A 13,375-nucleotide genomic window follows, 5' to 3' on the forward strand; every position below is an offset into this window, starting at 1 on the left:
CCGCACCGGGCCATCGAGAGGAAACCCTCCCGTGCCTGCCACTCCCCCCCTGCGCCGCGGCCTCGCGGTCGCCGCCGCCCTCCCGCTGCTGGCCGTGGCGCTCACCGCCTGCGGCTACGGATCGGCCAAGGCCAAGGACGACCCGGGCACGTCCCACGTCGCGGCCGGGGCCAAGAAACTCTCCGCCGACTCGGTGCGGATCGGTTACTTCCCGAACCTCACCCATGCCACCGCGCTGGTGGGCGACCAGCAGGGGATATTCCAGAAGGAGCTGGGCGGGACCCAGCTCAAGGCGTCCACCTTCAACGCGGGGCCCTCCGAGATCGAGGCGCTCAACTCCGGCTCGATCGACATCGGCTGGATCGGCCCGTCCCCGGCGATCAACGCGTACACGAAGTCCCAGGGCAAGAGCCTGCGCATCATCGGCGGCTCCGCCTCCGGCGGCGTCAAGCTGGTGGTCAACCCGAAGAAGATCAAGACCCTGGACGACGTCAAGGGCAAGAAGATCGCCACCCCGCAGCTCGGCAACACCCAGGACGTCGCGTTCCTCAACTGGATCGCCGGCAAGGGGTGGAAGACCAATGCCACCAGCGGCAAGGGCGACGTCTCCGTGGTCCGCACGGACAACAGCGTGACCCCGGACGCGTACGCCTCCGGTTCCATCGACGGTGCCTGGGTCCCGGAGCCGACCGCGTCCAAACTGGTGGCGAAGGGGGCCAAGGTGCTGCTCGACGAGAGCGACCTGTGGCCGCAGAAGAAGTTCGTGATCACGAACATCGTGGTGTCGCAGAAGTTCCTCAAGGAGCACCCGGACGTCGTCGAGGCCGTACTGCGCGGTTCGGTGAAGACCAACGCCTGGATCAAGGCCCACCCGGACGCGGCGAAGGCGTCGGCCAACGCCGCGCTGAAGAAGCTGTCCGGCAAGGCACTGCCCGCCGATGTGCTCGACCCCGCGTGGAAGTCGATCCAGACCACGGACGACCCGCTCGCGGCGACGCTCAGCACGGAGGCGGGCCACGCGGTCAAGTCCGGTCTGCTGCAGCAGCCCGACCTCAAGGGCATCTACGACCTGCGGCCGCTCAACAAGGTCCTCAAGGCCGCCGGGCAGCCGTCCGTCCCCGACGCCGGTCTCGGCGTCAAGTAGCCCCGGATCCAGACCCGTTCCCAGGAGGTGACGACCATGGCCACAGCACTCGCCAAGGCCGACGACCGGACCGCGGTGACGCACGCGGCCCGTATCGGCCACGTCTCGAAGTCCTTCGGCGGACCCGCCGGGCAGCTCGTACTCGACGACATCACCCTCGACGTCGCACCGGGCGAGTTCGTCACGCTCCTGGGGGCGTCGGGCTGCGGGAAGTCCACCCTGCTCAATCTGGTGGCCGGACTCGACGCGCCGACGTCGGGGACCATCACGACCCCGGGCGGCCGGCCTGCGCTGATGTTCCAGGAGCACGCGCTGTTCCCGTGGCTGACCGCGGGCAAGAACATCGAACTGGCGCTGCGGCTGCGGGGCGTGCCCAAGGCCGGCCGGCGGGACGAGGCGGAGCGGCTGCTCGCTCTCGTACGGCTGGAGGGCGCGTACGCCAAGCGGGTGCACGAGCTGTCCGGCGGGATGCGCCAGCGGGTGGCGCTGGCGCGCGCGCTGGCCCAGGACAGCCAACTGCTGCTGATGGATGAGCCGTTCGCGGCGCTCGACGCCATCACCCGCGACGTACTGCACGACGAACTGACCCGGATCTGGCGCGAGACGAGCGTCTCGGTCCTCTTCGTCACCCACAACGTGCGCGAGGCGGTGCGGCTCGCCGAGCGGGTGGTGCTGCTCTCCTCGCGGCCGGGCCGGGTGGCGCGCGAGTGGGCGGTGGACATTCCGCATCCGCGCCGGATCGAGGACTCCGCGGTCGCGGAGCTCTCGGTGGAGATCACTGAACAACTGCGTGGGGAGATCCGCCGACATGGCCGACACTGACGTCAGGACGGACGAGCTGGCCGGCCTGGAAGCGGGTCTGGACGCGCTCGACACCGTACGGGTGGACCGGGTCCCGGTCCGCCAGGTGCTGGTGGGGAAAGTACTGCCGCCCGCGGTGGCGGTGGTGCTGGTGCTGGTCGTCTGGCAGATCCTGATCTGGGCGAAGGTCACCGACAGCTACAAACTGCCCTCGCCCGCCCAGGTGTGGGGCGAGGTGACCGACGCCTGGGCGCAGGGCACCCTGCTCGGCTTCATCTGGACGAGCGTCTCGCGCGGCATGCTGGGCTTCCTGCTGGCGCTCGTGATCGGGACTCCGCTGGGGCTCCTGGTGTCGCGGGTGAAGTTCGTCCGCGCGGCGATCGGCCCGGTCCTCTCAGGCCTCCAGTCCCTGCCGTCGGTCGCCTGGGTGCCGCCCGCGGTGATCTGGCTGGGGCTCAACGACACGATGATGTACGCGGTGATCCTGCTGGGCGCGGTCCCCTCGATCGCCAACGGCCTCGTCTCCGGCGTCGACCAGGTCCCGCCGCTCTATCTGCGCGCCGGCCGTACGCTCGGCGCTTCGGGTCTGCGCGGCACCTGGCATGTGGTGCTGCCCGCCTCGCTGCCCGGATATCTGGCGGGCCTGAAGCAGGGCTGGGCGTTCTCCTGGCGCTCGCTGATGGCGGCGGAGATCATCGCGTCGTCGCCCGATCTGGGCGTGGGGCTCGGCCAGTTGCTGGAGCAGGGCCGGGAGACCAGCAGCATGTCGATGGTCTTCCTGGCCATCTTCCTGATCCTCATCGTCGGTATCGCCATCGACCTGCTCATCTTCAGTCCGCTGGAGCGGCGCGTGCTGCGCGGCCGCGGTCTGCTGGTCAGGAGCTGAACGGGGATGTACGACGACCGTCCGGTGCTCCTCGTCGTCGCGCACGGCAGCCGTGACCCCCGCCATGCCGCGACCGTCCGTGCGCTGACCCGGCGGGTGCGGTCACTGCGCCCCGGGGTTCGGGTGGAGACCGCGTTCCTGGACTTCGCGGTGCCGTCGGTGCCGCGGGTGCTCGAACGGCTGGCCTCCGAAGGCGTACGGGATGTGGTGGCCCTTCCGCTCCTGCTGACCCGGGCCTTCCACGCCAAGTGGGACATCCCGGGGGTGCTGCGCGGGGCACCGGCCGGGATGCGGGTGCGCCAGGCGGAGGTGCTCGGCCCGTCCCCGCTGCTGCTGACCGCGCTGGAACGGCGGCTGTACGAAGCGGGGCTCACCCCGTCCCTGAAACGCTCGACGGGGCTGGTCCTGGCCTCGGCGGGCTCCACTGACCCGGAGGCGATCGCAGTGATCGCTGAAATTGCGCGGGAGCTGCGGCACACCGGTTGGTGCGCCGTGCGGCCTGCGTTCGCCTCCGCTGCTCTGCCCCGTACGGAGGACGCGGTACGGGAGTTGCGGGCATACGGCGCCGACCGCGTCGCGGTGGCGCCGTATGTCATCGCGCCGGGCCGGCTGCCGGACCGTATCGAGGCGGGTGCCCGCGCGGCCGGCGCCGATGTGCTGGCCGGTGTGCTGGGTCCCTGCGGTGAGCTGGCCCGGCTGCTGCTGGCCAGGTACGACGAGGCACGGGTGCGGGCGCCGGCGGCACTGAGCGCCTGACGCCGGGCGACGACGTGCGTGGCCCGTACCGTCACCGGCACGTCGGCGGGCACCACGCGGGTGCGCGGTGCCCGCCGGCGTGCGGTGGTTCTGCTGTCCGGCTTCCCTATCCGGCGCTGGTGGTCGCCGTGACCGTGGCCGCCGGGCCCACGCCCGCCGCGGTGACGGAGGCGACTGTCACGGTGTAGCCGGTGCCCGGCTTGAGACCGCCGATCACCCGGAACATCCCCTTGCCCGAGGGCTGTCCGACCATCGCGTCCCGGCCGGTGACCTCGATGGTGCGGCCGTCGGAGACCGTGAGGCGGTAGCCGGTGAGCTTGGCGTCACCCATGTTCTTGGGCGGCGTCCAGGCGAGGGTCGCGGCCGTCGCCTCGGTGCGGAGCTTCGGGCCCGTCGGCGCGTCGGGCAGCACGGTGACCGCCGTCGGGACGAGCGGGGCGGATGCGAGTGAGGGCGCGCTGCTCCCGTGCGCGTTGGCCGCGGTGACAGTGACGGTGAAGGGGCCGCCGCCGGCGGGGAGTCCGCCGATGCGAATGTACGCCAGCCGCTTGTAGTCGGCTGCCGACACGGTCTGCCGCGCGGCCTCGGTGCCGTCCGGCCGCAGGGCGTGCGCCGTGTAGCTGAGGACCGGCGAACCCCCGTCGGCGAAGACCGGGTTGAAGATGGCGTACAGGGCGTCCGCCCCTGCCGTGCTGGTACCGACCCTGGACGGCGCCTCGGGAACGGAGACGGCTCCCGCGGTGCGGCTGAGGACGTCCCGGTACGCGGGCTCGATTCCCGCGGCGGCGACGATCGCGGCGGGGGCGTCCGACGGTGCGGCCATGATGTGGTTGCCGGTCGTCACCAGCCCCTTGTTGTCGCCGTCGGCGGTGCCTTCCTCCCACCAGTTGTCCTTGACGAGCGTCGGGTCGTTGTTGCCGAGCTGGTCGCGGTAGTCGGTGTGACGGCTGGCGACATTGGCGTACGAGGCGCCGTAGAGCACATTGCCCTCGACGGTCTCGTAGGTGCAGCCGTTGTCGGTGTAGACGCTCTTGCCCAGGCCCCACTGGTCGTGGATGACATTGCCCGTGACCTTCTCGCCGTCTGCCAGCGAAGTGCCGGTCAGGCCCTGGGTGTAGATCCCGCCGCCGTCGTCGAACATCTGCATGTAGTCGAAGATGAGGTTGTCGCTCACCGCGTTGTCATGGCTGGCGTTGGGGGTCGCGGGTGAGCCGACCTTGTCGGGCCAGCCGCCCCAGCCCATGGAGATCGCGCTGTAGCCGAGATGGTCGAGCTGGTTGTGCGCGATGGTGTTGTGCTGGGTGTACCCGTTGAGAATGCCGACCGAGCCGTGGAACTCGCGCGGCAGGGCGTACAGATGGTTGTCCGTCACTTCGACGTGGTCGGCGGGGGTACTGCCGTCGACTCCACCGATCTCCAGGCCGTTGCCCGAGATGTCGGTGAAGGTGTTGCCCCGGACCCTGGAGTCGCTGGTTCCGGTGCCCAGTTGCAGGCCGGCGGCGCCGAGGTGGGTGAAGTCGTCGTCGCTGAATTCGATGCGGGTACCGTAGGTGAAGGAGACGTTCCCCGGCATCGGGGTCCAGGAGGCGAACGGGCAGGTGCCGCCCTTCACGAACCCGCAGAGGCCCTGGGTGGCCCAGCCGTTGGCGCCGGTGATGGTGTAGCCCGCCTGGATCTCGGAGAAGCCCTCGGGCTTGGACGGGGTCAGCCAGGTCGCGTAGCTGAACTGCACCCCGCGGAAGGCGACATCGTGGACCGGGGCGGCTGCGGTGCCCCGCCCGTCGACGAGCTTCTCCGCCGCCGCGGCCTCGACGTCCGCGTGCCGGATGTCCTCCCCCTTGCGCGGGAGGTAGTAGACCGTGTGGGCTGTACGGTCCAGGTACCACTCGCCGGGCTGGTCGAGGAGTTCGTAGGCGTTCTCGATGTAGGACGCCTTGGCGTCGTTGGTGAGATGTCCTGGGCCGACCATGGAGACGGTGCGCCCGGGGATGTCCGGGAACTCCACCCGCTTGTTGGAGTTGTCCCAGCAGGGCTGGGCCATGGTGAGCGTGGTGCCCTTGGCCGCGGCGATCCGGCAGCGGGGCTCGGTCCACTGGCCCAGGCCGTTGCGCTCGACGTTCCAGAGCTCCTCGCCGCTGGAGTACACGAATTCGGCGTCGGACGGGTGGCGCCAGTGGGCGATGGTGTCCACCGTCGTGGTGTACCCGGACGCGGTGGCGGTCAGCCCCACGGGCACCTCGCCCCGCGTGCGCTGGGCCCGGACTCCGTCGACGTACAACTGGCGGGTGTCGGTGAGCCCTTGGGGTGCGGGCGCCGAGTAGAGGCCGGGGCGCCCGTGGACCGGCTTCCAGCCCTGGACCTTCTTGCCGCCGCTGATGACGGTGGAGCCGGTGCCCTGCCAGATGATCCGGTGTCCGCCGCGCCCGGAGTCCCTCGCATCGAGGACGAGCGGCTCCGTCGTCCGGTAGGTACCCGACGCGAGGTGAACGGTGAGATCTCCGTCGTGGCCGGCGGATCTGACCCGGGCCAGATCCCGGGCGCGCTGAAGGCTTCTGACGGGGTGGCGGGCGGTGCCCTGGGCGTGGTCGTCGCCGGACGGGGTGACATACACGTCCGCTGAGTGCGAACCGGCGGAGCCGCCGGCACCGGAGTCGGCTCCGGCCGCGGTCACGCTGCCAGGGACGCCGAGCGCCAGGACGGCGGAGAGAGCCGCGACAAGCGTGGCTCTTCGGGGTGCGAGCATCTTCCCTCCCATGGAATCAGGTTCATATGGCAGGAGAAAGGTAGGAGGGTTGAGATGCAGCGGTCAACGGATCCGACAAGAATGCCGATAGGATCCGACTGATTCCTTTCAGATCATCGGAGGACTCCGGGCGTCCGAACAGCCAACAGCAGGCCCCCGCTCAGCCGAAGTCGAGGCTGCCGGTGCGGGTGCGCTTCAGCTCGAAGAAGTCCGGGCACCCGGCGAGCACCCGCACGCTGTCGAAGATCCGGGCCGCCTCCTCGCCGCGCGGGATCGAGCCGAGAACCGGGCCGAAGTAGACGGCGCCGTCCAGGTGGAGCGTCGGGGTCCCGACGTAGGCACCCTCCGCCGGGTCCTTCCCCGCGTCGTGGCTGCGGCGGACCGCGTCGTCGTACGCCGTCGAGTGCGCCGCGTCCGCGAGGGCGGCGGGCAGTCCGGTCTCAGCGAGGGACTCCGCGATCACCTGGTCGAAGTCCTCGTTCTTCCCGGCGTGGATCCTGGTGCCGAGCGCGGTGTAGAGGTCGCGGAGCACCTGGTCCCCGTGCTCCTGGGCAGCGGCGACGGCCACCCGTACCGGGCCGATCGACTTGTCGACCAACTCGCGGTACCAGTCGGGCAGTTCGTTGCCCTCGTTGTGGAGGTAGAGGCTCATCACCCGGAAGCGGACGTCGATGTCCCGGTGCTGCTCGACCTCCAGGATCCAGCGTGAGGTGATCCAGGCGAAGGGGCAGGCGGGGTCGAAGTAGAAGTCGAGAGTCGTCATACGGACGAGGTTATGGCCGCAATGGCCTCCCCACGTGGGCCACTTGGGGAGGGATTCAGCGGGCCACTCCGGCCGGTCCTCGCAGCGCGGGGCGGCCGGGCTCACTTCATGCGGCACGTTCAGCACCGCTCCGCGTTCAGTACCGCTTCGCCGTTCAGTGCTGGGTCGCGTCGGCCACCAGCGCGGCCAGCTCGGCGGCCGGCATGGAGCCCGCGGGCCGGCGCTCTCGCGCGAAGGTGTTGGCCACCCGCTGGAGTACGTCGTTCACCGGGGTCCGCACCCCGTGCAGCCGGCCGAGCAGGGCGATCTCACCGTTGAGGAAGTCGGCCTCGATGGTGCCCGTGCCCCGGCTGAGGCTCTGCCACGAGGACCCGCCGCCGCGCGGCTGCCCCTCGACCGGTAGCTGGGTGATCCTGTCGCCGCGCGCCCGCTGCTGCTCCTCGGCACTCGCGGCCTCGATCCCGGCTGCTGCGTAGACGGCGCGCCCCTCGGCATCCGCCTGCCGGAGCAGCTCCTCCACGATGGCGTCAGCGGTGGGGTCCGTGCCGTGGATCCCGCAGGCCGCCGTGAGCGAATTGACCAGGTTCGAGAGGAGTTTGCCGTACTTCCAGCGCATCACGTCGGGGACGACCGGCGCCTCGAACGGGGCCTTCTCCAGATCCGCCGCGATCTGCCGGGCGGTACGGTCCGTGCCCTCCGGATAGCGGCCGATGTGCAGTATCCCGGAGAGCGGGGAACCGCCCGCGGCGACGGAGCCCGGCTCCAGGAAGGTCGCGGGCAGCCAGACGCACAGGCCGTACACCCGGCGGAAGCTGCGCAGCGCGAGGCGTTCGCTCTCCACACCGTTCTGCGCGCAGACCAGCGGGAGCACCTCGGCGGCCGTCGCGCCGGTCCCGGCCACCGGGCGCGGGCCCCAGGCGTCGAGGGCCGCGACGCTGTCCTGCGTCTTCACCGTCAGGACCAGGACGTCATCGGGGCGCAGTTCCACCGCTTCGGGGCCGTCGGCGACCGGCAGTGCGAGTGTGCGGGCACCCTCCGGGGTCGCGATCCGCAGCCCGCCGTCCCGGAGTGCCTCGTAGTGCGCCCCGCGGGCCACCAGAACCACTTCGCTGCCGCTCTCGGACAGCTGTCCGCCGATGATGCCGCCGACCGCGCCGGCTCCGATGATGATGTAGCGCATCCCCGGACTCTGGCACAGCCGGACGGCGCCGGGCCATGATCCAAGGCACATTCCGGCCCCTTGCCGGGCCTCCCGTACGGCGTCCCGGTCCCCGTACGGCGTCCCGCTCCCGGCACCGCGCAGCCGGCCGGACCGGGAGCAGCCGGGCGCCGTCGGCGCGCTGCGGCCGGAGGGTAGGATCCGGTACATCGGCCTGGACACGATGACCGCCGACCAGCTTGAGCAGGCGCTGTCCCCGACCGGGACCGTCTCGGCGCAGAGCCGCCTCCCTCTCCTCGACCGCGCGTCGGCTGGCGTACGAGCGGAGTGCGAGACGCGCGGCCTCGCCTTTCTGCCCTGGTTCCCGCTGCCGGACGGCGCGCACCGGCCGGTGAGGCCCCCTCGGTACTCACCCCGGCAGCGGGCCGCCATGGCGCCGACCGAGAAAGAGACTGAAGGAGCTGAACGACCTGTGAGCACCGTCGTGATCCGTGCGGACGACGTCGATTTCGTACGGGACGGGAACCTGCTGCTGGACTCGGTCTCGCTGACCGTGCACAGCGGGGAGCACTGGGCGCTGCTCGGTGCCAACGGCGCGGGCAAGTCGACCCTGCTCGGGCTGTTGGGCGCGGTGGCGCACCCCACCCGGGGCAGGGTGGAGATTCTCGGGCGGACACTCGGCCGGGTGGACCTGCGGGAACTCCGCTCCCATCTGGGGCACATCAACCCGCGCCATCCGCTGCACTCACCGCTGCGGGTCCGCGATGTCGTGCTGACCGGTCTCACCAACTCCATCGAGCCCGTGCCGCGCTGGTCGCCGACCGATGAGCAGGTCAAGCGGGCCGACCGGCTGCTGACCATGCTGGGTATGGGCGGCGAGAAGGCCGAGTCGCGCTGGCCGACGCTGTCGCAGGGCGAGCGGGGGCGGACCCTGATCGCCCGCGCGCTGATGCCGAGCCCCCGTCTCGTACTTCTCGACGAGCCGGCCACCGGACTGGACCTGGCCGCCCGCGAACAACTGCTGACCAGCCTGGACGAGCTGCGCGCCGAGCACCCGGAGCTGGCGACGATCCTCGTCACCCACCATCTGGAGGAGCTGCCCGCGTCCACGACGCACGCGATGCTGCTACGCGGTGGCGCCTGCCTGGGCTCGGGGCCGGCCGACGAGGTCCTCACCACCGACCAGGTCAGCAAGTGCTTCGACCATCCGGTGCGGATCACTCGCACGGACGGCCGCTGGGCGGCCCGTTCGGAGCGGGCCGCCCAGCGCTGACGGCGGGTCACGGCGGATGGCGAGGGGCGCCGGTCAGCCGCCGGTCATCTCGGCCAGCTTGAGCACGGTGTTCCAGTTGCGGGAGGTGCCGATGACTCCCTTGTTCACGCCGGGCCTGCTCAGGGCCTGAGCGAGCTTGGAGCGGCCGAGCCCGTCCGGGGCGTACAGATAGAGCGCCCTGTCGCCGAGCCTGAACTCCTCGGGCAGATAGGCTTGCTGGTCGATCGCGGCGTACCGCTCGGGCCCGACGGGGCCGGACAAGTAGGTGACATGCAGCTGCTTGCCCTGGAGTCCGGCCGACTGGAAGGGGCAGTCGTCGGCCACGGCCCGCAGATAGCGGGCGCCGCGGACCAGGCAGTCCACCGTGAAGCCGAAGCGGTCGGCGATGGCCTCCTGCACTGCGGCCGCCAGCTTGTCCTCGCCGGCCGTTTCACTGCTGAAGACGGCGTTCCCGCTGTTGAGGTATGTACGGACGTCGTCGTGGCCGAGTCCGGTGAGCAGCTCTCTGAGGTCCGCCATGGGGACCTTCCTGGTGCCGCCCACGTTGATCCCGCGCAGCAGTACCGCGTATCTGGTCGTCATGGGGACGAAGATAGACGGCGCGCTCCCCGCGGGCAGCCGCTTCCCCCGGCTGCTGCTGCGGCAGCGCGCGCTGCCGGTGCGGGGGCGCGGGGGCACCGGCCGGCAGGGCCTACTGTGCGGGCAGTTCCGCCTCGATGAGGTCGGCCGCGCGCCGGGTGCCTCCTTCCGCCGCCATCTCGGCACCGATCCGCGCGAGCCGCCGGGCGACCTCCGGGTCGTCGGCCAGGGCGAGCACCGCTTCGCGCAGTGTCGCCGCGGTGGCATCGGCCATCGGTATGTGCCGGGCCACGCCCAGCGACTGGAGCATGTCCGCGTTGGAGAACTGGTCCACGGCCTGCGGGACGGCGACCATCGGGGTCGCCGTGGCCAGCCCCTCCTGGCTGCCGCCCGCACCCGCGTGGGTGATGAAGGCGTCAGCCTGCCGGAGCACGGCCGGCTGCGGGACCCAGCGCGCCACCTCGAAGTTGTCCGGGACCGGGCCCAGTTCGGAGACCTCGACGTACTTGCCGATCTGGAGCACCACATGCCAGCCGGGCAAGTCACCGAAGGCCGCTATGCACTCGCGGTAGAAGCCGGGCTGCTTGGTGAAGGTCGAGCCGAGCGAGACGAGCAGCACCTTCTCGGCGCCCTCCGGACGCTGCCAGTCCGTCTGGGCCTCGGGGTCGCCCTGGCAGCTGCCGACGAAGGTGTACGTGGTGTCGTCCACCCGGTCGGCGTTGGGCTGCATCGCGCGCGGGATGAGGACGATGCTGCGGCGGGGGCGGCCGACGAACGGGTCGGGGTGCTCGTCGATGCCGTTCTCCTCCAGCCAGGCGTGGAAGCGCGCGTAGTAGGCCCGGCCCCGCTCGGTCGCCATGAGCTGGGCGACCACCGGCTCGCCGACCTCCTCCTCGTACCCCTGCCAGGCGACAAGGTTCGGGGAGAGCGAGATGCCGGGGATGCCCCAGCGGCGGGACAGCACCCTCGCCGGGTAGGAGGTGATGTCGTGCAGGATCAGGTCGGGTATGCCCACGCCGTCCGGCCCCTCGTGCGCCTCGGTCAGCTGCGGCAGCGCCGCGATGGCGTCGCGGAGGAACGGCTCGATGTTCTCGATCACCTCGGTGCCCCAGGCCTCGGGGTCGTCGTCGGTGGGCAGGGTCGACGTGTAGATGACGGGCTCGGCGCCGGTCTCCGCGACCTTCTCGGCGAAGGAGGCCGGGATCGCGTAGGTGACGCGGTGGCCGCGGGCGACGAGTTCCCTGATCACTTCGATGCTCGGGTTCACGTGCCCGGCGGCCGCGATGGAGAACATGGCGATATGGGCACGCTTCGGTGAAGTCATGCCACGACGGTAGGCGAGACGAGACGTCTCGTGCAACTTAATTGGACGGAGCCCAGGACCACCCTCGGATGCCGGGCCCCGCCTGCACGGATGCGAAACTTGGCCCGTTCCAACGAGAGCGGGAGACACCACATGGACGAGTCAACGGCGCGGGACATACTGCGCACGGCCGGTCTGGCGAAGGACGCGGAGCTGCTGGCGCTGGGCGAGAACGCGGTCTTCGCGGACGGCGGGCTCGTCATCAAGGTGGGCAGGGCCCCGGAACTGCTGGAGCGCGCGGAGCGCGAACTGTCCGTGGCGGGCTGGCTGGCGGAGGCGGGCATCCCCGCGGTGCGCGCGGCCGAGCCGTCGCCCCGGCTGGTGGACGGGCACCCGGTCACGCTCTGGCACCGGCTCCCCGACGCGGTCCGCCCGGCCGGACCCGCGGACCTCGCGACACTGCTGCGCTCCGTCCACACGCTGCCCGCACCGGACTTCGCGCTCCCCCGGCGCGAACTCCTGGGCGGGGTCGAACGCTGGCTGCGGCTCGCGGGCGACGCCGTCGACCCGGCGGACGCGGACTACCTCCGCGAGCGCCGCGACGGCTTCGCGTCGGCGGCGGCCGCACTGACACCCCGTCTCACCCCGGGCCCGATCCACGGCGACGCGCTCCCGCGCAACGTCCATGTCACCCCGCAAGGGCCGGTCCTGGTCGACCTGGAGACGTTCTCGTCGGACCTGCGGGAGCACGATCTGGTCGTCATGGCCCTCTCCCGCGACCGCTACGGGGTGCCCCCGGAGGCGTACGACTCCTTCGTCCGCACCTACGGCTGGGACGTCCGCGAATGGGAGGGCTGCACGGTCCTGCGCGGCGCCCGCGAGACGGCAAGCTGCGCCTGGGTCGCCCAGCACGCCCCGGCCAACCCCCGGGCGCTCGACGAGTTCCGCCGCAGGGTGGCATCACTGCGCGAGAACGACCCCGGGGTCCGGTGGTATCCGTTCTAGAGGCCGCATCGGCCGCTCAACGGCGCCGCCCGGCCCTGGCCAGCACCCGCCGTCCGGTCCCTGCGCACCGCAACGAGCTTCTGCGTACCCGCCCGTTCCGCCCCACCGGCTCCGCCCGGCCCGCTCCGTCTCACCGGCTCCGGGGGATGACCGGCCAGGCCGCCTCGACGACCGCCGCCGGGTCGGCGGTGCGTCGCAGATATGCCTCCAGCGAGGCCGACTGCTCGGCTGCCGCACGTACCTGGAGGCCGTGCAGGTCCGCCAACGGCATCGTCCCGACGGGCTGGTGCAGCTCCCCCATGCGGCGCACCACCCGGACGGCGGCCACCGCGTCCGCGCTCGCGTCGTGCGCGTCGTCGAGCGCCACCCCGTAGTAGGCGCACAGCGCCTGGAGGGCGCGCTTGCCCCTGCGGTACTTGTCGACGTGTTTGTCGATCACCAGCGGATCGATGACGGGCGACGGCACAGTGCCGAGCCGCTCGCTGACCGACGCCACCCCGTGACGCCGGCACTCACGGTCCAGCAGCGACAGGTCGTACCGCGCGTTCATCACCACCACCGGGACCCCCGAGCGCAGCACCTCGGCGACCGTGTGAGCGATCTCCTCGACGGCGGAGGCCGCCCGGGCCCCGTGCTCGCGGGCGTGGTCCGTCGAGATGCCGTGGATCGCCGCCGCCTGCTCGGGTATCGCGACCCCGGGGTCGATCAGCCAGGTGCGCTGCTCCTCGATGCCGCCGTCCGCGTCCAGCCGTACGACCGCCGCCGTGACGATGCGGTCGGTCTCGACGTCGGTGCCTGTCGTCTCCAGGTCGAAGCCGACCAGTGGTCCCCGGTGCCAGCTCATGGCGGCCCTCCTTGATGGTGCGTCGTTGTACGTCCCCCAGCTGGTGACCACCCTCGCACGCGCCACTGACAACGGGTCCGGCCGCCCGGTCACCGGGCCGGCGGCGCGCCCCGGGGCGG

12 protein-coding genes are annotated in these 13,375 nt (G+C 71.5%); 6 read left to right on the forward strand and 6 right to left on the reverse strand.

What is annotated here, in order from left to right; all coding sequences use genetic code 11:
• Positions 1-31 precede the first annotated feature (31 nt).
• The 4 genes from OG210_RS02770 to OG210_RS02785 are packed head-to-tail and all read left to right on the forward strand — an operon-like array spanning position 32 to position 3,587.
• Entirely contained in the window at positions 32-1,144 is a 1,113-nt protein-coding gene (locus OG210_RS02770; RefSeq protein WP_371534920.1) for an aliphatic sulfonate ABC transporter substrate-binding protein, read from the forward strand.
• Positions 1,145-1,180: 36 nt separating this feature from the next.
• Positions 1,181-1,966 carry an ABC transporter ATP-binding protein gene (locus OG210_RS02775; protein WP_328332750.1) on the forward strand — a complete coding sequence of 262 codons (786 nt, stop codon included), beginning with the start codon at positions 1,181-1,183 and terminating at the stop codon, positions 1,964-1,966.
• On the forward strand, positions 1,953-2,831 hold the full coding sequence (locus OG210_RS02780; protein ID WP_328332748.1) for an ABC transporter permease: 879 nt from the start codon (positions 1,953-1,955) through the stop codon (positions 2,829-2,831). Before OG210_RS02775 ends, OG210_RS02780 begins: the two co-directional genes overlap by 14 nt.
• 6 nt (positions 2,832-2,837) lie before the next feature.
• Positions 2,838-3,587 (forward strand): sirohydrochlorin chelatase, encoded by a 750-nt coding sequence (locus OG210_RS02785; RefSeq protein WP_328332746.1) that lies wholly within the window; start codon positions 2,838-2,840, stop codon positions 3,585-3,587.
• Positions 3,588-3,693: 106 nt separating this feature from the next.
• Here OG210_RS02785 and OG210_RS02790 read toward each other — a convergent pair whose 3' ends face one another.
• The 3 genes from OG210_RS02790 to OG210_RS02800 form a co-directional block, all read right to left on the reverse strand.
• Complete coding sequence (locus OG210_RS02790) at positions 3,694-6,342, reverse strand: fibronectin type III domain-containing protein (protein ID WP_371534921.1); 2,649 nt, start codon at positions 6,340-6,342, stop codon at positions 3,694-3,696.
• 148 nt (positions 6,343-6,490) lie between these two features.
• Positions 6,491-7,093 (reverse strand): DsbA family protein, encoded by a 603-nt coding sequence (locus OG210_RS02795; protein ID WP_328332743.1) that lies wholly within the window; start codon positions 7,091-7,093, stop codon positions 6,491-6,493.
• A gap of 154 nt (positions 7,094-7,247) precedes the next feature.
• Complete coding sequence (locus OG210_RS02800; protein ID WP_328332741.1) at positions 7,248-8,273, reverse strand: 2-dehydropantoate 2-reductase N-terminal domain-containing protein; 1,026 nt, start codon at positions 8,271-8,273, stop codon at positions 7,248-7,250.
• Between the two features lie 409 nt (positions 8,274-8,682).
• Between OG210_RS02800 and OG210_RS02805 the strand changes: the two genes are divergently transcribed.
• Entirely contained in the window at positions 8,683-9,525 is an 843-nt protein-coding gene (locus OG210_RS02805) for an ABC transporter ATP-binding protein (RefSeq protein ID WP_371540152.1), read from the forward strand.
• A 33-nt stretch (positions 9,526-9,558) separates the two neighbouring features.
• Here OG210_RS02805 and OG210_RS02810 read toward each other — a convergent pair whose 3' ends face one another.
• The gene (locus OG210_RS02810; RefSeq protein WP_328332739.1) at positions 9,559-10,107 is read right to left on the reverse strand and encodes a DUF1697 domain-containing protein; all 549 of its coding nucleotides are present in this window, start codon (positions 10,105-10,107) and stop codon (positions 9,559-9,561) included.
• A 109-nt stretch (positions 10,108-10,216) separates the two neighbouring features.
• Positions 10,217-11,428 carry a macrolide-inactivating glycosyltransferase gene (mgt, locus tag OG210_RS02815; RefSeq protein WP_328332737.1) on the reverse strand — a complete coding sequence of 404 codons (1,212 nt, stop codon included), beginning with the start codon at positions 11,426-11,428 and terminating at the stop codon, positions 10,217-10,219.
• A 132-nt stretch (positions 11,429-11,560) separates the two neighbouring features.
• On the opposite strand from mgt, the gene OG210_RS02820 reads away from it, so the two are divergent.
• Entirely contained in the window at positions 11,561-12,412 is an 852-nt protein-coding gene (locus OG210_RS02820) for an aminoglycoside phosphotransferase family protein (RefSeq protein WP_328332735.1), read from the forward strand.
• A gap of 130 nt (positions 12,413-12,542) precedes the next feature.
• Here the strand turns inward: OG210_RS02820 and OG210_RS02825 are convergent, their stop codons facing one another.
• Positions 12,543-13,256 (reverse strand): 3'-5' exonuclease, encoded by a 714-nt coding sequence (locus tag OG210_RS02825; RefSeq protein WP_328332734.1) that lies wholly within the window; start codon positions 13,254-13,256, stop codon positions 12,543-12,545.
• Positions 13,257-13,375 lie beyond the last annotated feature (119 nt).

The organism is Streptomyces sp. NBC_00466, assembly GCF_041433995.1.
In the GTDB taxonomy this organism is placed as follows: domain Bacteria; phylum Actinomycetota; class Actinomycetes; order Streptomycetales; family Streptomycetaceae; genus Streptomyces.

Coding starts and splice junctions, on each gene's coding strand:
- mgt (WP_328332737.1), bottom strand. CDS start 11,428: ATGACTTCACCGAAGCGTGCCCATATCGCCATGTTCTCCATCGCGGCC.
- OG210_RS02775 (WP_328332750.1), top strand. CDS start 1,181: ATGGCCACAGCACTCGCCAAGGCCGACGACCGGACCGCGGTGACGCAC.
- OG210_RS02780 (WP_328332748.1), top strand. CDS start 1,953: ATGGCCGACACTGACGTCAGGACGGACGAGCTGGCCGGCCTGGAAGCG.
- OG210_RS02825 (WP_328332734.1), bottom strand. CDS start 13,256: ATGAGCTGGCACCGGGGACCACTGGTCGGCTTCGACCTGGAGACGACA.
- OG210_RS02810 (WP_328332739.1), bottom strand. CDS start 10,107: ATGACGACCAGATACGCGGTACTGCTGCGCGGGATCAACGTGGGCGGC.
- OG210_RS02785 (WP_328332746.1), top strand. CDS start 2,838: ATGTACGACGACCGTCCGGTGCTCCTCGTCGTCGCGCACGGCAGCCGT.
- OG210_RS02790 (WP_371534921.1), bottom strand. CDS start 6,342: ATGGGAGGGAAGATGCTCGCACCCCGAAGAGCCACGCTTGTCGCGGCT.
- OG210_RS02795 (WP_328332743.1), bottom strand. CDS start 7,093: ATGACGACTCTCGACTTCTACTTCGACCCCGCCTGCCCCTTCGCCTGG.
- OG210_RS02805 (WP_371540152.1), top strand. CDS start 8,683: ATGGCGCCGACCGAGAAAGAGACTGAAGGAGCTGAACGACCTGTGAGC.
- OG210_RS02800 (WP_328332741.1), bottom strand. CDS start 8,273: ATGCGCTACATCATCATCGGAGCCGGCGCGGTCGGCGGCATCATCGGC.
- OG210_RS02820 (WP_328332735.1), top strand. CDS start 11,561: ATGGACGAGTCAACGGCGCGGGACATACTGCGCACGGCCGGTCTGGCG.